The 20,648-nt window shown below is 36.8% G+C and carries 19 protein-coding genes; 7 read left to right on the forward strand and 12 right to left on the reverse strand.

Going from position 1 to position 20,648, the window contains the following annotated elements; genetic code table 11:
- Positions 1-26: 26 nt before the first annotated feature.
- The 5 genes from F935_RS09025 to F935_RS09045 all read left to right on the forward strand — a co-directional run bounded on the left by F935_RS09025 (position 27) and on the right by F935_RS09045 (position 5,966).
- Positions 27-983 carry a FecR domain-containing protein gene (locus F935_RS09025; RefSeq protein WP_016138646.1) on the forward strand — a complete coding sequence of 319 codons (957 nt, stop codon included), beginning with the start codon at positions 27-29 and terminating at the stop codon, positions 981-983.
- A 68-nt stretch (positions 984-1,051) separates the two neighbouring features.
- Entirely contained in the window at positions 1,052-3,598 is a 2,547-nt protein-coding gene (locus F935_RS19060; RefSeq protein WP_016138647.1) for a TonB-dependent siderophore receptor, read from the forward strand.
- A 153-nt stretch (positions 3,599-3,751) separates the two neighbouring features.
- On the forward strand, positions 3,752-4,450 hold the full coding sequence (locus tag F935_RS09035) for a DUF1826 domain-containing protein (RefSeq protein WP_016138648.1): 699 nt from the start codon (positions 3,752-3,754) through the stop codon (positions 4,448-4,450).
- Between the two features lie 65 nt (positions 4,451-4,515).
- The gene (locus tag F935_RS09040) at positions 4,516-5,334 is read left to right on the forward strand and encodes an isocitrate lyase/PEP mutase family protein (RefSeq protein WP_016138649.1); all 819 of its coding nucleotides are present in this window, start codon (positions 4,516-4,518) and stop codon (positions 5,332-5,334) included.
- Between the two features lie 50 nt (positions 5,335-5,384).
- The gene (locus tag F935_RS09045; protein ID WP_016138650.1) at positions 5,385-5,966 is read left to right on the forward strand and encodes a GNAT family N-acetyltransferase; all 582 of its coding nucleotides are present in this window, start codon (positions 5,385-5,387) and stop codon (positions 5,964-5,966) included.
- A gap of 149 nt (positions 5,967-6,115) precedes the next feature.
- Here F935_RS09045 and F935_RS09050 read toward each other — a convergent pair whose 3' ends face one another.
- From F935_RS09050 to F935_RS09065, 4 genes are all read right to left on the reverse strand, one after another.
- Positions 6,116-6,586, reverse strand: coding sequence for a Csu type fimbrial protein (locus F935_RS09050; protein ID WP_016138651.1), 471 nt, complete (start codon positions 6,584-6,586; stop codon positions 6,116-6,118).
- 438 nt (positions 6,587-7,024) lie between these two features.
- Positions 7,025-7,306, reverse strand: coding sequence for a YciI family protein (locus F935_RS09055; RefSeq protein ID WP_016138652.1), 282 nt, complete (start codon positions 7,304-7,306; stop codon positions 7,025-7,027).
- 2 nt (positions 7,307-7,308) lie between these two features.
- Positions 7,309-7,941, reverse strand: coding sequence for an FMN-dependent NADH-azoreductase (locus F935_RS09060; protein WP_016138653.1), 633 nt, complete (start codon positions 7,939-7,941; stop codon positions 7,309-7,311).
- Between the two features lie 23 nt (positions 7,942-7,964).
- Positions 7,965-8,735, reverse strand: coding sequence for an alpha/beta hydrolase (locus F935_RS09065; protein WP_016138654.1), 771 nt, complete (start codon positions 8,733-8,735; stop codon positions 7,965-7,967).
- 119 nt (positions 8,736-8,854) lie between these two features.
- On the opposite strand from F935_RS09065, the gene F935_RS09070 reads away from it, so the two are divergent.
- Positions 8,855-9,844, forward strand: coding sequence for a GlxA family transcriptional regulator (locus tag F935_RS09070; RefSeq protein ID WP_016138655.1), 990 nt, complete (start codon positions 8,855-8,857; stop codon positions 9,842-9,844).
- A 315-nt stretch (positions 9,845-10,159) separates the two neighbouring features.
- The gene (locus F935_RS09075) at positions 10,160-10,597 is read left to right on the forward strand and encodes a DUF2147 domain-containing protein (RefSeq protein WP_016138656.1); all 438 of its coding nucleotides are present in this window, start codon (positions 10,160-10,162) and stop codon (positions 10,595-10,597) included.
- 93 nt (positions 10,598-10,690) lie between these two features.
- On the opposite strand, the gene F935_RS09080 is transcribed toward F935_RS09075, so the two are convergent.
- The 8 genes from F935_RS09080 to F935_RS09120 form a co-directional block, all read right to left on the reverse strand.
- Positions 10,691-12,007 (reverse strand): MFS transporter, encoded by a 1,317-nt coding sequence (locus tag F935_RS09080; protein WP_016138657.1) that lies wholly within the window; start codon positions 12,005-12,007, stop codon positions 10,691-10,693.
- 113 nt (positions 12,008-12,120) lie between these two features.
- Entirely contained in the window at positions 12,121-13,059 is a 939-nt protein-coding gene (locus tag F935_RS09085; protein ID WP_016138658.1) for a hydroxymethylglutaryl-CoA lyase, read from the reverse strand.
- Positions 13,056-14,249, reverse strand: a complete 1,194-nt coding sequence (locus F935_RS09090) for a CaiB/BaiF CoA transferase family protein (protein ID WP_013198374.1) — start codon at positions 14,247-14,249, stop codon at positions 13,056-13,058. The genes F935_RS09085 and F935_RS09090 overlap by 4 nt, the downstream gene beginning before the upstream one ends.
- 111 nt (positions 14,250-14,360) lie before the next feature.
- Positions 14,361-15,287, reverse strand: coding sequence for a LysR family transcriptional regulator (locus F935_RS09095; RefSeq protein ID WP_016138659.1), 927 nt, complete (start codon positions 15,285-15,287; stop codon positions 14,361-14,363).
- A gap of 161 nt (positions 15,288-15,448) precedes the next feature.
- Positions 15,449-16,003: a TetR/AcrR family transcriptional regulator gene (locus tag F935_RS09100; protein ID WP_016138660.1), complete on the reverse strand. Its 555-nt coding sequence runs from the start codon at positions 16,001-16,003 to the stop codon at positions 15,449-15,451.
- 692 nt (positions 16,004-16,695) lie between these two features.
- Complete coding sequence (locus F935_RS09110) at positions 16,696-17,322, reverse strand: hypothetical protein (protein ID WP_016138661.1); 627 nt, start codon at positions 17,320-17,322, stop codon at positions 16,696-16,698.
- A 310-nt stretch (positions 17,323-17,632) separates the two neighbouring features.
- Positions 17,633-18,484: a hypothetical protein gene (locus F935_RS09115; protein ID WP_016138662.1), complete on the reverse strand. Its 852-nt coding sequence runs from the start codon at positions 18,482-18,484 to the stop codon at positions 17,633-17,635.
- A 423-nt stretch (positions 18,485-18,907) separates the two neighbouring features.
- On the reverse strand, positions 18,908-20,605 hold the full coding sequence (locus F935_RS09120) for a hypothetical protein (protein ID WP_016138663.1): 1,698 nt from the start codon (positions 20,603-20,605) through the stop codon (positions 18,908-18,910).
- Positions 20,606-20,648 lie beyond the last annotated feature (43 nt).

The following is a 20,648-nucleotide window of genomic DNA, read 5'->3' on the forward strand; positions in this document are numbered from 1 at the left end:
TTTCAACGCGCTCAAATTTCTACTGTATGTCAGCTATTAATAAAATTCCTCCTCATGTTTTAGATGCAGCCGCAGACTGGTTGGTACTCCTACATTCGGGTGAAATGACAGCATTAGAGCAACAACAATTTGATCAGTGGAAAGCCGAAAAAAAAGAACACCAGCTGGCACTCCAGCAAATGGAAAAATTTAGCCATGGTTTATCAAACCTTGCAGGTAACTTTCCTTCCGAAGCTTTAGTTCAGTCTAATCAAAAATTTAATCTTGCTGCAAAACGCAATATGCTGTTAAGCCTTTCAGGTTTAATGATCGTTGGCTTGTCTGCCTATTTCGTACCTTTGGAAAAATGGCAGTCGGACTACCACACCAAAGTGGGTGAAATTAAAAAAGTATCGTTAAAGGATGGTTCTCAACTGATTATGGCAAGTGATTGCTATGTCGATGTAAATTTCACGCAAGAGAAACGTCAGATAAAGCTGATTGATGGAGAAATTTATATTGAAACGGCAAAGGATGCTCAACATCGGCCATTTATTGTCGAAACCAAGAATGGTTCAGTAGAGGCCTTAGGTACTCAATTTACCGTTCGCCAAGAAAATAGCGAACAAACCAAAGTTAAAGTCTATAAACATGCGGTAGCCATTGAGCCAGAGAACGCTGCTAAACGCCAAATCTTAAGACAAGGTCAGCGTGCTTTTTTTGATGAAAAATATATATCAAAAGCTCTTCTTCTCGATAACGATCAACCGTTTTGGACCCAACAACTTTTGGTTGTAGATCAATGGCCACTTCAAAAAGTGCTTGATGAACTATTTCGTTATAAAAAAGGAACCTACCATCTTGCCCCTGAATTAAAAAATATAAAAATTTCTGGCGTATTTTCTCTAAAGAACCCTGAGCAAAGCTTAGAAACTTTAGCCTATAGCCATCAACTTGAACTGAACTATTACAGTCCCTATTTGTTAAATATTAAAAAAAGATAAAAAAATATGACCCTTTTTTTGATCTGGTTCGACTTATAGAGAAATACACTCCCTGTCGAGAAGACCACATGAAGGATTATCAAGCAAAAAGTAAATTGGCTTTGGCTATACGTGCAGTGCTATGGAGTGCGCCATTGGTGGTCACGGCGCTTACCTCAACGTCTATTTACGCTGCGCAAACTTATAGTATTTCAATTCGCCAGAGCACGCTTGATCAGGCCATTAAACAACTGGCAATTCAAACAGGCACAATCATTAGCTACGATAATGCCAGTCTTTCAAAAACAAAAAGCAAAGCACTTCAAGGCAATTACGCTGTTGAAGATGCTTTAGGTCTATTATTACAAAGTCATCCATTTGAAGCCGTTAAAGTAAACAATGGTGGTTACAGCATCCGAGTGAAGGCTCCACCCGCTGCTCCAATTGAACCCAAAGTTTTCCAGTTAGAAGCCATTAAAACAAAAGCAAATAACAATAACGAATTTGATACGGCAGACACTGAAACAGGTACGGCTCATTTAGCCACAATTCATATTAATGCTGATCATGGTGAAAATCTAACAACCGAAGGTTCTGGTTTATATACGGCGAAAGCGACCACCGCCTCTACTGGCTTAGCGTTAAGTTTGAAAGAAACACCTCAGTTGGTCAGTGTCATCACCAATCAACAAATGAAAGATCAGAACCTCACCCAATTAACCGATGTTGTCAGTCAAGCAGCAGGTCTTTCTATTAAACAAGGCGGCAATATTGGTAGTGATAACTCACCGATTTACGCTCGCGGCAAAGAAGTTGATAGCTATTTACTCGATGGCGTGAAGCTCATGAGTTCATATGCAAGTATTTTCCAGAGTCAGGACATGGCTTTATTTGATCGTGTCGAAGTCGTGCGAGGTGCAAATGGGTTAATGACAGGTGCTGGCAGTGCAAGCGCAAGTATTAATCTGGTCCGAAAAAAACCATTACAGGACTTTAAGGCTTCGGTGAGTGCGGATATTGGTTCATGGAATTCTTACCGTACCGATATTGATGTTTCTACGCCTCTTAATGAGTCAGGAAGTATTCGTGGTCGTACTCTTTTTGCCTACCAAAAGTCAGACTCTTATATTGACCGCTACAACGAAGAACGTAAAGTGGCATATGCCGTAGTAGAAGCTGATTTAACGGAACAAACCAAAGCAAGTTTAGGTGCAAGTTACCAACAAATCGATTTGACTGGTATCGCTAGAGGTGGTTTACCAAGCTTTTATACAGATGGCACACCGATTAACTGGTCACGCTCAGATTCAGCGGCAGCGAGTTGGACGGGTTCAGACCGCTCAACGACATCTTACTTTGCCGATATTGAGCACCAATTTAATGGCCGCTGGAAATTAAAAGGTGTGGTGTCTAGAACCATTACAGATTCAGATGAAATTGTAGGCTATACCTACTCAAGTGAAGGGATCGATAAAGCTACTGGTAGTGGAGCGATGTTGTATGCAACCCGTTGGGATTATCGCCCTACTCAAGACTTGTTCAATTTAACCTTAAACGGTTCATTTGATTTGTTTAATCAAACTCATGACGTAGTGTTAGGCACGACTTACACAAAAAGTAAAAATAAACGTCCTACCTATTCGGGCTGGAATAACACAGTTGACGATAAAATGACATGGGATGGAACTCTAAAAAATATTTTTGCTTGGGATGGCAGTACACCTAACCGCCCCGAAACAAAAATAGACGGTTGGTACAGTGGAGATGATCGTAGCCAATCTATTTTTGGTGCTGTTCGTCTTAAAGCAACCGACAATCTTGCAGTCATTTTAGGCACTCGAATTGAAGACTGGGAACGCGTAACAGGCAACCATTCAAATGCTGATAATAAGACCACCTACACAACACAAGAAGAAAGTGGCAAGGTGATTCCATATGTAGGTATTACCTATGATTTCACTGACAACTGGACTGCTTACGCAAGCTACACCAATATTTTTTCACCACAAGATAAGAAAGCTGTTACAGGCGAATACATAGACCCATTAATAGGTAATAGTACCGAGCTGGGTATTAAGGGTGAGTTTTTTGATAATCAATTAAATGTTGGCGCTGCTATTTATGAAACTAAAGAGGACAATACAGCGATTGCATTAGCAGATGTATTTGCCCCAGATGGTTCGCAAGCATATCGAACAGAATCTGGCACCAAAAGCCGCGGCTTTGAAATTGAGGCGACAGGTAAGTTGGCTGATTTATGGCAAGTTTCCACAAGCTTTAGCCGTAACTTATCAAAAGATAGCCAAGACAACCGATTAAATACCGGTGTGCCAAATAATACAGCCAAACTGTTTACTACCTACACCCTGCCTTATCTTGATGAAGCTCTTACCATTGGTGGCGGTATTCGTTGGCAAAGCGAAATTTATGAAAAAAATGCGGTCTCTGCAACAGGTCGGTTTACTCAAGAAAGTTACGCGTTGGTCGACTTAATGGCACGCTATAAGGTCAACAATAATCTAATGCTCAACTTTAATGTTAATAACTTATTTAATGAGAAATACCATTTAGGCACCACAAATAGCTATTACGGCGCTCCGACCAATTTCCGAGTGGGTGTTAAATATGAGTGGTAAATAAATTACTCGACTTTTAAAGACCTTACTTCAGAGGCAAATAATATTCTTCTGAAGTAAGACTAAACTGGCTTAATAAATTGGAATGGAATATTTTTGGCTAAGCTCAGGCTATAATATTAGACATGCTCTATTATTTTATTTAATTCTCCTATGAAGAATGCGTTTTCTGACAGCAAACAAATTAGACCAGTGTCTAGTTTCTCTGAACTTGTAAATACAAGGTTCCAAGGAGAGACAAATGCGATTTGCTGGCACAGAAATTTGGTTGGCGACTTTAAAGAGATTGTGAATACGCTTCAGTTAAAAGAGAATATTACAGAAGTTTCTGTTGAAGACCTTTTAGCACTACAACTTTCTGAAAAAGGTAATCTGGCAAGGAAAACTATTTTAGAAGATATCGAACAGTTAACTGATTTCGGCGCATCGCCAGTACTTAATTTGCTTAAGCATTATGAGCGTGATGAAGAGCTAGACTTCATTTCAACCGATGTATATTCATTTCATGTTGATCGCTCTCCAATTGAAACCGATACATTCTTATGTACCTATCACGGCGCTGCCAGTGATATTGTGCCCAATGATCAGGTTGAACAAAAAGTTTTAATTCCAGAAATTAGAGAAAAGCTCAAAGAATTACATGACGGCCCAGATGCTGAATTTGAAGCTTTCTTGGCAGAGTATTTTTTTGATTTGCATTATCAGCCCAAACCCAATGCTCAACCTGTAAATTTAGGCATGGGCCATATTTGGCGTTTAGCTGTAGATCATCCAACTCAAAAGGTTTTGCCTTGCGTTCATCGAGCGCCTGTTGAAAAAGATGGAGAGTATCGGTTGCTTTTGATTTGTTAAATATTTTAGGGCTTAAGATTGGATTATTAAATTTAATCTCATCCATTTAAAAAGAGTACGAAATAATGAAAACATCAGTAGATGAGAAAAGAAAAAATTTCCGTGATCTCCATAAAGATGGATGTTTTATTTTACCTAATCCTTGGGATGCAGGCAGCGCAAAGGTACTCGAACAACTCGGCTATAAAGCACTTGCAACAACAAGCTCAGGCTATGCATGGTCTTGCGGAAAAGCAGATGGTCAACTCGACAGAGATGAAACATTGGCACATTTACGTTACATGGTTCAGTCGACCAACCTCCCTATTAATGCTGATTTTGAAAGTGGGTTTTCAGATACTACACAAGGTGTTATTGAAAATGTTCTTATGGCACTAGATACAGGGATAGCTGGTATTTCTATTGAGGATTCGACTGGAAATATGGAGGAGCCACTACGAGATATCTCCGATGCAATTGAAAGAATCCGAGCAGCTCGTATAGCGATTGATCAAAGCGGAACGAATACGATGCTTATAGGCCGTGCAGAAAACTTCTTCGTTGGTGTGCCCGATTTAGAAGATACTATTCTTAGGTTAAAAGCATATTCAGAGGCTGGTGCTGACTGCCTATATGCACCCGGCATTAAAACACGTGAACAAATTATTGCTATCGTTAATGCTGTTGCACCAAAACCAGTAAACGTTTTAATTGGCTGGGATAGTGATTTAACAGCAGCAGAGCTTGCAGATTTGGGTGTAAGACGTATTAGCTTGGGTGGAGCATTAGCTCGTACAGCGTGGGATGGTTTTATTAAAGCAGCGAGTGCTATTGCCGAATCAGGTCACTTCCATTCACTCAATACGTTAGTTTCAAGTAGTGATCTAAATAGTCGATTTAAATAAGATTTAGATAAATCTCTTTATGTTGGTAACTTTCAGACAGGACCTCTGTTATGACCCCAAACATCATACTTTCAAGTGATCGTATTCGGTTATGCCTTTTAAAGCTTGAAGATTCAAGAGATTTAGTCGCCGCTGCTTCAGACGGAGAGCTATGGAACCTCCCTTTCACTGTCGTACCTTCAGCAGAGACAATAGACGACTATATTCACCATGCACTAGAAGGTTACCAAGCGGGCGTGGTTCTTCCTTTTACCGTTGAAGATATCGCTACAGGAAAAATCATTGGGTCTACAAGATTTTGGAAAATAGACAGAAAAAATTTAAAGTTAGAAATTGGAAGTACTTGGTACTCAAAATCTTGGCAGCGAACATACGCAAATACAGAGGCAAAATATTTGCTTCTTAAATATGCCTTTGAGGAATTAAATTGCGTCAGGGTTCAGCTTACAACAGATGTACTCAATGAAAAATCACAGAATGCGATTTTAAGACTCGGTGCCCAGAAGGAAGGTGTTGTAAGAAATGAGAGAATTATGCCAGATGGAAGAAAAAGGAATTCTGTCAGATTTAGTATCATTGATGAAGAGTGGCCAAAAATAAAAGAGAATCTTATTAAAAAGTTAAATTATTAATAATAAACGTCTTATTGTGCAATAGTTAAAAGCAATTATAGACGTGCAAACTCCCCCATTAAACTTAGGTTTACTGGTAGTCGACTTAAGAGTTTCAATTTGCCATTCCCAGTCCATAAAACTGAGTTGCCCAACAACATTTTCTTTTATTAATACACAACGTTCACACGTACCCAATCTTCATATTTGGTGGCTTGAACATTGGTACTCGATGTAATTGCCCCATGAATAGGAATATTTTCTTTCATTCCTGTCGCAATTCCTGAATGTATTTTACTTCCTGACCCTCCCCAAATTTGAGTATGGCCAGCATCTTGATACAGTACATATGCAACAGATGCGGTACTTGCAGCAGATTTAAGTTCAAAGTTATTGTCTGAAGTTACCGCCAATTGATACGGGGTATTTTGACTACATTGCACAGATACATCCGTTCTTGCAGCAGCAACAGGCTGAGAACGAACCACTGAACCAAAATCTAAATTCCCTTGTGTAGAAACTTCACACGTTTCAATAATTGTTAAACTGACCCTTAATGATGTAGATGCATTTCCAGCATCTGCGCTATTTATTATCAGCATACTCATAAGAGAAAATAATGTGGATTTAAGGACTTTCATTTCTTCTCCTTAACTTTTTGTTCTAATGTCTATTCATCTTTATATTGTGTTTTTTCTGTTCTGGTTAAAGAAACAGCTTCAGGATCTTTTAGTTATAAAACTTAATATTGCACACTGTCAATAAATACTAAACGCATGATTTGAATGTTATTTTTAAAATCTGTGACGTACTATACGTAATCTAACTATTTTTAAAATTAGTTGATATTTTTTATTTCTGTTAATTACATTTATTAGACTAATTGATTATGAATTAAAGCTATTGGAAACCTTAACTTAATAGATATCTAGAAAATATAAATTATTTATTAGTGCAGCTTAACAAGATTTAATTTATCAGACCTTATCAAGCTGCATTTTTAAAAGTAAAAATGCCTTAAATCGATGGTTTAACCTACTACCAAATAGATAAGTAAATTACTAATATCCTAGTTACAATTAGAAGAGAAAGTTTTTATTTCTAATAATAGAAGATAATTTTTTTACTTCAATTTCGACTAAATCAAATTCAACGAATGGATCACTCTTAAGAACATCTTCAAGATGATCTTTATTAACGAGCGTACTTAGAATAAATCCGGCATTTTCATTTTCGATGGGGCCAGCAAAGATAAAATGCCCCAAATCAATGTTTTCCTTCAACCATGTTTTATGGCTTTCCAGATGCTTACGAATGATCTCATCTGAAACTTTATAAGTTAACGTAATACATGAAAGCATAATTAATCTTCTCTTTTACTTAAGTTGCTAATTACTTCATCAATACTCGACAAAGCTTTTTGAATTTCAATATCTTTAATGGCTGGGCCTTTTGATGTTCCCTCTGCTCTCACAAAATGAATATCTTTAATACCTAAAAAATTGAAAAAAGCTGTGATGTATTTTTCTTGAAAGTCCATATGAGAGAGAGGCTCTTTTGAATAGAATCCTCCTCTTGCAGATAAAATTACTACTTGACGCCCCTCTGATAAGCCTACGGGGCCATTTTCTGTATATTTAAATGTCTTACCAACCTGTGCAATTCGGTCAAACCATGCTTTTAACTGAGTAGGAATAGAAAAGTTATACATAGGGGCAGATATTATAATGAGTTCACTATTTAGGAACTCGACAACCAACTCATCGGAAAGCTGATGTTCCTTAACCACATTTTGATCAGAAATATCTATATTTAAGTTTCTAAAACCTGCCGCGATTTCTCCTGTTAAATGGCTTATAGGATCTTTGACAATATCTCTATAAGTAATTTCATTTTGATGATCTGCTTTATTCAACCGCTCTATAAATGTAGCCGCAAGTTTCCGAGATATAGATTGTTCGCCAAGAATACTCGAATCAATATGTAAAATTTTCATAAATATCGCCTAATGAGTAGTTACTATTTAAAGCTTTTAGCAGCTTTATCAATAAGTTTAGAGACTTGCTCTGGATGAGAAATCAGAGATAAATGACTAGAGTTGATCCGCATTACATTTGAGTGAGTTTGTTTAGTAATCAATTCCTGTGTTCGCGGACACAATGCATTATCATGAGTTGTAATGACATACCATGTAGGTTTTACACGCCACGCAGCTTCAGAAATTTTTTGGGTGAATGCTTTAGCAGAGATAGGCTGTTGAACAGATGCAAGTAATTTAGCTTGCTTTTCCGACATATCATTGGCCATTACCTGTTGAAAATTTTTAAAACCATCTAACCAAATTAGGCCATTTTTATCTGGTTCCATTCCTTCCATTGGGGATTTTAATCTGGTGAGTAAATCAGATGCCGATTCATTACTATCTGGTACGAGCGCTGATAAATAAACAATACCTTTCACATTTGCTGCATTACCTGCTTCTGTTACAACCACACCACCCCAAGAATGACCAACAAGAAGGACATTACCTTTTTGTCTTTCTAAAACTCGTCTTGTAGCCTCAACATCAGCATCTAAAGAAGTTAATGGGTTTTGAACGGAAGTAACATGGTATCCAAGCGATTGCAATCGACTAGAAACTGCATTCCAACTAGATCCATCAGCAAAAGCTCCATGTACTAAAACAATATTTTTAACTGCTGCATGAGCACTTTGAATTACAAATGGAGATAGCGTTAACGCAGATAGCATTAAAGAGGAAGTTAAACTTTTAACTTTATTATTTTTCATGATCATTCATTCCAATAACTATTCAACTTTTTAAAAGTATAGTAGGTTTGAAATTATGGGATAGATGTCTTATAAGACAACATTCATGCAAAATCAGCCAAACTATGTAAGCTCAACTTATGAAAATCTTAATTTATGTGCCTCAGTTTTGTATTTATTCAGCCATAGCTGGAATTAATGATATTTTCTGGATTGCAAACAATATTATAAAAATCAAAAACTTATTAAATTTAAAAAACTTAAGTGAAATTAATGAGTTTAAAGTTAACCTTGTAAGCATTGATGGTAAGCCTGTCCCAAATGCACAAAATAAAATGATAGATGTAAATCTCTCTATAGAACAAGCAATAAATAGTGATTTAATTATTGTGCCAGGAATGATGCTTAGCGATGAGCAAACTCCTATTATTCCTTCAGAATATAAAGCCGTATTAGAATGGCTTCAAAATGAAAATCTCAAAAAAACAATCATATGTGGTGTTTGTGCGGGAACCTTTGTACTTGGAGATGCAGGCTTATTAAATAGGAAAAGCTATGCCACCACATGGTGGTTGTATCATACCTTTCAAAAAAGATTTCCAAATGGAAAATTAAGTTGGGGCAAAACCTTAGAAAAAGATAAAAATATTATTACGACTGGCGGTCCGCTATCTTGGATTGAACTCGTACTTTATATTATTAATCAATTTGCAGGTCCAGAAGTCACCAAAGCAACCTCAGATTTAGCAGTTGCAGGAGCGCAGCCCGTATCTCAGCAAATCTATGTGCCTGAAGGTTTTACGAGTTCAATTGATCCTTTGCTAATGAGAATTGAAGAGTCTGTTAAATATACTAATCCTAATATTTCACTTGAAGAATTAGCAGAAAAATTAAATATAAGCGAAAGAACGCTTTATAGAAAAGTTAAGAAATTAACGAATGAAAGTCCTAAAGATTTAATGACTCGTTTTAGAATTGAGAAAGCATGTTATTTATTAGAGAACAATAGTTTATCTATTAAAACAATAGCGCAGAAATGTGGTTACAGTGAGGACACCGCCTTTAGAAAAGCTTTTACAAAGATCTTAAATATGAACCCATTAGAATATAGAAAATATATCAAAAAATAGAGTTTAAAAAATTGATTAACGAACAGAAATATCATTTTAAACTGTATTTTTCATGAATAAGAAAAAGCCTGTCTAAGCTACGTTGCTACCTCACAATAAATATTCCCTCAACAGCAATTTTTAAAAATTGAATCATTCTGTCCATTCTCGCAATTGCATAAATAAATTGATCAAAATAATATCAATACAAATAGATTATAACTTTACATATTGTTTAGCTTATAGATTCAATACTAAGAAAACTGTGAAGTTAAATTTAAAATGAATAATTCAGACCTTTAAAACCATCCATTTTTAATTTGAGAAATGATTAATATGAAAAAATATTTACTCTTACTTTTACTTAGCTTTTATTCGATTCATTCATTTGCTTCGGACAAACTACATGGCAGTGTTTGGAAAACAATTGATGATGCAACCAATCAACCAAGAGCACTGGTAAGATTTAGCGAAGATAAAAATGGCAATCTGTCTGCGAACATCGAAAAAATACTTGTTCCAAAGGAAGCCAACAAATGTACGATGTGTGAAGGTACCTACAAAAACAAATCTTTAATTGGTTTAACCATTGTCAAAAATTTAAAAAGTGTGGGTCAAAATAAATATGACAAAGGATCTATCCTCGACCCACAGTCAGATAAGACTTATAAATTTAGTGTAACCGTATCACCAGATGGTGAAAAACTTATTGCTCGCGGATACATTGGTATCTCTGCAATTGGCCGAAACCAAACGTGGTATCGAATTAAATAAATTTTCAGATTTTTAACCCAATATCTTTATTTCTTAGAGTTAGTTCACACTCATGCCACAGCCAACCAGACGACTTTGGCATGAGTGAAATACTTAGCCTTTCTCTTTTAATCGTTTTGGCGTTGCCCATATCAATAGTGCAATACACACAACACATAAGCTTGCAATAATATAGAGTGCGGGTGTTGTGCTACCTGTTATGTCTTTAATATGGCCAACCATAATAGGACTAACAATTCCCCCCATTTGCCCTAATGTATTAATGAGTGCTGTGCCACCCGCAGCCCCTGCTCCTGCCCCGACCAAAACTTTGGGTGGTAAATTCCAAAAAGAAGGAATTGCAGCAACAATACCAGCCCCTAATAACGCAAGCGAAATGACGACTACAACTGGATTCGCATCAAAGAAACCTGCGGTAAAGAAACCAATAGCACCTAAAGAGAGTAAACCGGCAGTAAATTTTAAACGTTCCCCAGATTTATCTGCTAATCGCCCAACAATTACCATCGTAATTGCTCCCATAAGATATGGAATTGCACTAAGAAAACCAATCACTTGAGTATCATCAATTCCTGAGCTTTTTATTAACTGTGGTCCCCAGAAATTTAGACCATAAGATGCAATCTGAATCAGAAAATAGATAACGCCTAAAATTAATAATCCTGGTGTTTTAATGGCAGCCCATAATGAATGAGAAGCAGTTTCTGGTTGTTTTGGCTCAACCAAGCTTTTCAAATGAACTTTTTCTGAGGATGATAGCCATTGCGCATCATCAATACGATCTTTTAAATAAGTAAGAACACAAAGACCCAGTAAAACGCAAGGTAGGCCACCGAGTAAAAATAACCAATGCCATCCGCGCATGTTCATCACACCATCAAGTGATGACAACAACACGCCTGAAATTGGCCCTCCGAAGATGCCTGAAAAAGCAGAAGCAAGGAAGAATAATGAAATAATTCGACCACGATAAGTTTGGGGAAACCAAAGGGTCATGTAATACAGCACACCCGGAGCAAAGCCAGCCTCCATTGCACCAATCAAGAAACGTAATACGTAAAATTGCCATTCGGTAGTCACAAAAACCATTAAGGCAGTTGCAACACCCCAAGAAACCATGATGCGCGCAATCCATTTTCTCGCACCAAATTTATGTAGCAATAAATTACTGGGTACTTCAAATATTACATAACCAATTACAAACAAACTGGCACCGAGGCCATAAGCTGTATTACTTAGGGATAGATCAGCTTGTAACTGAAACTTGGCAAAACTAATATTGATACGATCAAAAAAGGCAAATAAGTAACACACCATTATTAATGGCATGATTTTCCATGCTACTTTTTTTATTAATTGCTTTTCGGCAATTGCTTCAGCCGATAATTCCATGCTTTGCTTTAAACTCATTTATTTTCTCCTGAAAATGAGCCTCAAGACACGTCCTCTCAAGATTTTAAAGACGAGTTGACCGAAGACGATACGAATATCGTCTTATTTCCAACTATCTTGAATGACGTATCTTAATTAAGTGATTTGATGTAATCCGGTATCGGATGCAAGTCAGTATTTCGCCCCGCCTTTGCAAGTTGGCTTGGCGTGTCATGCCCTAAAAGTGCTGGTAGCGTTCTCGAAAGTTGAATGAGAGCATCTAAATCAATAGTGGTCGGTATTCCAACTTCTTCACACATATTGACCAAATCTTCAGTACAAATATTTCCAGAAGCCCCTGGTGCAAACGGACATCCACCTAAACCTCCCAATGCAGCATCAAACCGTCTTGCTCCTGCCTCATAAGCTGCAAGAACATTAGTTAGCCCCAATCCACGTGTATTATGAAAGTGTAAGGTCAGTTGCTCAGGCGAAATTAACGATAAAACGTGAGAGACAATTCTTTTCACTTGCACTGGGTTCGCCATGCCAGTGGTATCCGCCAGTGTAATATTATCAATACCCAGTTTTAGATAGTGCTCAACTAAGCTAAACACTTCTTTTTCACTGATCTTTCCCTCAAATGGACAGCCAAAAGTTGTTGCAACAGTTCCGTTAAACTGTGTTTTACCCTGTAGCTGTTCCACAATTTCGGTAAATCCTGCAAACGATTGAGTCTTTGTCATACGCATATTGGCAAGGTTGTGGGTTTGGCTAGCAGAGAGGACAAGATTCAACTCATTTGCATTGGCTTCAACTGCCCGAAGCGCGCCTTTTAAATTTGGAATTAGTCCAACATAAATAATATCTTTATGGCGTGTAATTCCAGTAAAAACCTCCTCCCCATCTCGCAGGTTCGGAATCGCTTTTGGAGAGACAAAAGACCCTGCTTCAATTCGAGAGAAACCCATTGTCGACAACTGATTAATTAAATCAATTTTCTTTGTCGTGGGCACCCAAGTCGGCTCAATTTGCAAACCATCTCGTGGAGAGACTTCTTGTACGACAAGTAAGTCGGCAAATGCTGTCATTGCACTACTCCTGATACACGCAGACTTTCAATATCTTCAGCTTGATAACCATATTGTTTTAAAACAGATTCGGTATGCTCGCCCAACTCAGGACCACGCCATTTGACCTGCCCCGGTGTTTCAGAAAGCTTCGGAACAATACCCGGCATTTTTACCACCTGACCATCAGGTAATTCGGTTGAAAGCAACATATCACGTGCATTAAAGTGCGGATCATTGACCATATCTGCTACAGAATAAATTCGCCCTGATGGAACCTCAGCCTGTTCAAGCTGTTGCAAGACTTCATCAATTGAATGCTGTCGACTCCATGATTCAATTGCAGCATCTAGCAAATCACTTTGTTGCGCCCGCCCATCGTTGTGTTCAAACTCAGGTCGATTTGCCAAATCTTCACGACCAATCACATGCATCAAGCGTTTAAAAATTGGATCACTGTTTCCAGCAATTACCACAAAAGCATTGTCCTTCGTTCGATAGGTATTTGAAGGTGCAATACCCGGTAACGAACCTCCAGAACGCTCCCGAATAAAGCCATGCAAGTCGTATTCTGGGACAACACTTTCCATAATATTGAAGACACTCTCTGCAAGTGAGACGTCAACAATCTGTCCGTTACCGTTATTCGTTTTAATATTTACAATCGACATTAAAGCGCCAATCACCGCATGTAATGAGGCAAGTGAGTCACCCAAACTCACCCCAACTCGTGCAGGCGCAGAATCTTGGGAACCCGTGGTATAACGGATTCCGCCCATTGCCTCACCAATTGCACCAAAGCCCGGTTTGTCTTTATAAGGGCCAGATTGTCCATAACCAGAAATGCGAACGAAAGTCAGTTTAGGGTTAATTGATTTTAAGGTTTCCCAATCTAGACCTAATTTTTCAAGCGCACCGGGACGCATGTTTTCGACCAGAATGTCGGTGTCGACAATCATCTTTTTGATTAATGCAATTGCTTCTGGTGACTTAAGATTAAGCGCTAAAGATTTCTTATTACGTGACTGTAAATACCACCACAAAGATGTTCCGTGATGTAACTTACGCCATTTACGAAGTGGATCACCTTTGCCAATAGGTTCAATTTTTATAACTTCAGCACCGAACTCAGCAAGAATTCGTGTTGCAAAAGGTGCTGCAATTAGCGTTCCTATTTCTAGGACTTTTATTTTTTCAAGGGCTAGACTCATAACAATCCATATTATATCTACTTCCGATAGGATTAAATTTATGGCGCAATGAGTAGTAATACAATTCTTAAAAGATCAACAAGCCTTCGTGGTTTGCGAAACCTATAAAAGTCATTCAGATATAATTTCTTTATGCGGATGCATAAAATATTGTTTTAAAAGTAAAGTTACTGGATTTAAAAACTCATCATGCTTGGACACAAGATATAAGTCTCTTTTTGCCCAATCATCGGTTAACTCTACACTTGCCAGCCCCAAGGGTTTACCAAAGATTTCAAAAACCTTATGAGGCAAAATTCCTATACCCATACCAGCTTGTACCATACGGCAAACAGCATCAAAACTTGTCACCAATATCCTGAGTTTGAGTTGCTTTCCTAAAGCTTCAGACTTTTGCTGTAAAATCCGGTTAATCGCACTTTGAGTATGCAAACCAATAAAGTCATAATCTAATGCATCTTCAAAGGAAATGATTTTCTGTGCACTTAAATATTGCTGGTTCTGTATGACTACGACTAATCGATCGCTGCGATAATGATAATAATCCAGATCTTCGGACAAATTCTCAGCAACGCAGATGCCTAAATCGGCAATTTTATTACTTACATTTTGAATAATTTCAATACTTGGGCGCTCTTCAAGTTCAATCTTAATTTGAGGATTTTCAATAATAAAAGGATGCAGACTTTCGGGTAAAAACTGAATGATAGTTGATAAATTTGCCTGTAATCGTACAAAACCTTTAATACCTATTTTGTATTCTTCTAACTCAACCGAAGCTTTATAAACCGAGTCTAAAATGGTTCTGCAATGATAAAGCAGGCTTTCACCAGCAGGTGTAATTTGCATGCCTTTACCATCACGAATAAACAGTTTGGTTCCAATCAAATGCTCCAAATCAGTCAATCGTTTACTTGCAGCAGAAAGTGCAATCATATTTTTTTCAGCGGCCTTGCTCAAAGATTTCTCATCACAGACAGTCTGAAATATCTTTAAAGTCACTAAATCTAGTTTTCGAATAATATTTTCAATATGCATTACACATTACCAATCTTATAACTTGAAGCTTATGAGGCTAATCATGTAATAACATCATAAAACTATCACAATTCAGTTCATATATTTTATTGCCACACAACTCCTGAATAATACTTTTATCTTGCTCTACAGTACTCATAATTGTGTGGTTGAACACTGCATCAAAATAAGCAATTAGAAATCATATTCCAGTGGCTTTCCCTATCATCTGCCTGACCCGAACTTAAATGCTGAATAATTGCGCCCTCAATCATGTATAAAAATAGCTTGGCATCCTGAAAAGTCGCATCGTTTTTTAGTTTTATAAGCTGGCTATAAATTTCATTGATTAGCCAAGTTCTATATTTAATTGCGACTTGATAGGCTTTTGAATAGGTCAGTTTCGTTTCAAAAATTGCTTTAAATAATAGATAGTACAGCCCTTCTAAATCTGTATGGAAGAAATAGAGTTTCTTAAGCTTATCAACCACATTGGTGTTACAGTCATACTCAGCAATTGAAACCACTTTTTCTTTCAAACGTTCTTTTTGCACAATCAAACAGATTTCAACAAACCTTTCCTTAGAGTGAAAGTAGTTATAAAAAGTCGCTTTGGGAATTTCACACTCTTTCACAATTCGGTCGATTCCAACAACATGAAATCCGCGATGATGAAATAAATCAATCGCCGTATTAATAACTTGAATAGCACGTGTTGGAAGAACTAACTTTGGCATAATTTTACCGTTATAAAAATTCTTGTTGTTTCTAAATGAGATACTTTTTTGGGAGAAAAAAAGGCATAGCAAAGCCGTAAAGACTGTGCGTGGCACATCTCAAGTTTTATTGTTGATGCAAGTTTTTTTGAGCCGTAATGACTTAAAGCCTGAAAACCCTAAAGGTCGTCAAGCTTCTTTATTTTTTAAGCTGTGTCGTTATAGCTTTTGGCAAAGGTTGCCAAGAAATAATGGATGTGCAAAGCCAACTCCTTTTTATTGGGAGTTCTGCCAGACATTTTAAATTATGGTGGCAGAACGAAAGAGGGGTTGACGGACTGGTCTCAGAGGCCAGCACACCCAAAGGGTGTCCCCCCTCCCGTTCCACCTTAGAGGGGGGCACGAGGGGGCTAAACACTAAAAGAAAGCTCTTTTAATGCTCTGAGAAACGGTCCGTCAAAACCGACTGGCAATGTAGGCCAGCAGACAGAGGATAGTGCCCAACCCTCTTGCAGTCAAGCTCAAGAAATGACATTTGTTTTAAATTAGATCATTAAAAAGTAAGGATAAATAATGAGTGAGTTATTGTTAAATTGGGGTTTATAAAGGGGCATAAATCGAAAACAGTCTAGTGCAGATAAGTCTTGAGCTGAATATACACAGATGTTGTGTATATTGCCGATTTGAACCAAGAAAAGAATTTACTCTTAAATTTATTTTTTCATAGGTAGTAGTAAAACAGGATCTTCAACATCATAACCAGTTTCTTCTGGAACCCCCAGATATTTAACGACAACTAACCTCTTATTTTGTTTAGGCAATCTATAATTTTGGGAAATTTTTATTGCTTTGGTGTAATGAACCGCAATATGGGTCTTACTTCGTAAAGACGGCGATTTTACAACATATTCAGTTTTATATTGTGTCATCTTTTCTGAAGGATCAGACCAAGCTGATATTTGATTCTGATGACTTTTTAATCTTTGAATTTTTACAGTCTTACTATTACTTACGATCAAAGGGGTTAAATTCTTTTTAATTTTTTTTATAGCCTTATTAAATTCACTACTATCTTGATCATAATCAATCTTATGGGTTTTTGGATTGATATATAGAGATCGAACTTCAATAAGTTTATCGGGTGATTTACTATTTAACAGATAATAATATAATTGTGGTAAACGTCCTCGACCATCTTCATAATGTCTTAACACATAAAGTTTCTTCTCTTTTTCCTGATAACCCAATACTTCAATTTTTTGTCCACCACCCACTGTCGCATAAGTATGTGCGGATAACGTAAAAATAGCACTAAAACTTAGAATTTTTAGGAACTTCATTAGCTGATATCCTTGTGATTTTTTAGCTATGTTATATAAATATTAACCAGATTAAAATTACACTTCAGTAAGTGATGCTTGCTGTTTTTTCTATTCTTTTGTACAAAAGCACCCTCACTAATGACTACTTATTGGTCTTATATTCCGATGCTGTACTACTCTTTTTTTCAATAACTCAAAACTTCCAGCGATTGCTATTAACGGATGCAAATAAAGCGATCCGATTATTCAATCATCTGTTATCACAGCTTCATAATGTGCGAATTTTTACAACGGAGGTCGGGAATTAGTTTGGTCGAAAAATAGAAAATTAAGGTTTAATAAATAACTTATTATTAGGGAAATCAATTAGAATTTTATGATTCCGAATAAAATTATTACCGATTACTCCATCGACATTCATATGCTTAAAATCACCATCGACTAGCATAGTATTAATTATTAATTTATTTTCAGCCCCATTGACTAACACTTTCATTGCATTGCAATTATTTTGATCTAGATTACTCATGACCTCTTCACAAGAAATCGCATCGTAATCCGTTTTTATTCTTTCCTTCCAAAATAAAGATAGTGTTGCTCCCGTATCCAAATTCATCTTGTACTTTTCATTGCCATTTTTTATCTCAATAGTTACACCTTCTTCATTAACAACAAGAGGTAATGATATCCATTGACTTAAATCTGTTTTTAATTGACTTATATTTTCAACAACTGATAATTTTTTCTTTTCATAATCAATGAGAATAACTTTATCCTTAAATAATTTTAACCCGATCACCATGCTGTCAGGTTTTTCTCCATTCTCTAACACCAACCCCCATGGAGTAAGAGACACCCCTTCAACGTAATTAAATGGCATACCATTTATCATTGCTTTATCGATTAGAAACTTATCATTCGTGTATATTCTGCCAGATAGGTCCATACTACGTTCTTTCTCACCGGTCACTTTAACACCAGGAGTCTTGGCGATAAACTCTTTTGAAAAATGAAAAGGAGTTAATGAACCTGTATCAATCATAAACTCGCCACTTACACCATTTATAGTTACGTTTGACATAGGGAGTAAGCTTTTATCAAATGTTAATGGAATTTCCATTGCTGAAGTGGCAGAAAATGGATTCAATAACATCAAAAAAAATATAAAATTATTCTTCATTATTCAAATATCTCTATTCCAACTATTGCATAGTCATAAGCTTAAAAAGCGGGTTAAGACTATCTCAATTCATTTTTCTTTGATAGCTGTTTAAGAGCATTATCCTTTAAAGTCAGTATATTTCCATAAAGTTAAGAATATATATTTTGCAGCTTATTCAAATATTGACATTGAATTTCTGTTTCAAAGTTATTTGATTACATGAACCAGATAAAATTTATAAAAGCTAAATAAAGAAGCCGAAGCCTCTTTATTTTTATCGCACTAAAAATCAGTCATCAATCATGGCGAACTCTTACTATAGATTTTAGATACAGGCTTATTCATTAAAATAATTAAAAGGTTGAATAAGCCTGTAGGATAATTTTATGCATCAAAGCCTAACTAATTTATAAAAACAATCGCTATGGATCCTTTTCAATATTAGTTCGCTGTGTTTGGTGCATCTTCTACACCACTGTTTATTGAATGTGAACAGACTAATTTTCCTTGATTACTAGCGACTCTCCATTCCGTATAAGGACCATCAATTTCAGCTTTGGTATGATTTTGTAAAGCTAAAACTGAATCACCAATTGCTAATAACTGCTTACGCATCAAACTAAAATCAATCGCATCTCGACCAAACGATGGTGCCCAAAGGGACCATGGACCAGAAATAGTCGCCATAGTTGGAATTAAGTTCTGATGTGATGCGTTTCCAATACCACCAAAATCACATTGTTTTGGGGAACGTTGAATATTTGGCATATCTTGCCCAGTCGAAATCAGTACCGCAGGTAGCTTATGTCTTTGAGCAGCTTCAATTGCGACTTTTTGCATCAAAAGATGATCTTCAGCTACAAACCAAGCCTGAGGCTCTGCTCTACCTGAAAACTCTAATGTTCTCCCCCAACCCAAATCTTTTCTTGGTTTTGCTACTATTTCACGTGTTCCCAAGTGCTCTACTGCAAAAACAAAACTCACTTTACCGTCTTTATATTCTTCATTGAGTTCTTCCATATATCTAAAAGTTCCTTCTTTAGACATATGCAAATGACCAGTATTAAATGCAAATTCATATGTTTTTTGTCGGCATTTTAACGGTAACTTTGCAAAATATTGGGCTAACGCAAGTAACCCACTCACACCATTTTCTTGTACCCACGTATTACCATCCGTGTTCGCGACAAATACAATTTTTTCATGACTTAACCCTGGTAATGTTGCAATCAAATTTCGAGTAGTTGTTGTGTCTCTTTCTGCCTGAACTACAATTTTTGCTTGTGAATTACTTGTCGCTAAAGCTTTTACCTCGGCAAATTCATCTGCACCTAAAAACACTGCAGGAAGTCGATAATGTAACCCATTATGCGGATCGAAATAATCTTTGATTTGATCTCTAGGAACATCAAAACCAAGAATCACACCCGCCGCACCCACCTTTCCAGCTGCGATTAAGTCCTTATTCATTAATTCGCCTGCTAAAAAAGGCTTATCGTATCTCTGTGTTTTAAGATCATTAAGAGATGGGCTTAGATATTTTGCAAACTGAAATAAAAATGCATAAGGGGGTGCAACCTGATTTACATACACAGGATCTTGCACAGTTGGAATTTCACGTACAATAATTTTACCTCGATGTTCTTCCGTGATGGCTTGATTACTTGCAAGAAAGACCAATTGTCCATTATTTCCAGTCAATGTTGTACCTAATGAATAAGGAACAGCACCAGCAATTGCTATATCTTTACCATTAACAGATAACTGACCTGAACGAGATAAACTACGTCCTTTGCCATTTTCAGCCACAATCATCGGTTGCCAACGCTGAATTTCATAACTATCCGATCGTACTTGCATATTTGGTATTTTTTTTGCTTCAAGTTCAATCCAGTCCACCAATTGCTTATGTGCAAGACTACCTGTTGAACGTAATTGAGCTAAATCAGGGCCAACTTGAACAAATTTTTCTAAAGTATCCACGTCAGCAAAGAGCTTCTCATCCATTATGGTTGGACATGAATCACCTATTTCCGGTAGATTGCTTGAAACAGTGTCCTTGTCATTTCCACAACCTGAGACTAAAAATCCAAGTAAAACTAGACCTATAGTCTGTTTATATATTTGCTTTACTTCCATATTGATTCCCTTCATTACTCAAATTAAGCATATTTTTACGATA

It is taken from the genome of Acinetobacter calcoaceticus ANC 3811 (assembly GCF_000399665.1).
Taxonomy (GTDB): domain Bacteria; phylum Pseudomonadota; class Gammaproteobacteria; order Pseudomonadales; family Moraxellaceae; genus Acinetobacter; species Acinetobacter calcoaceticus_B.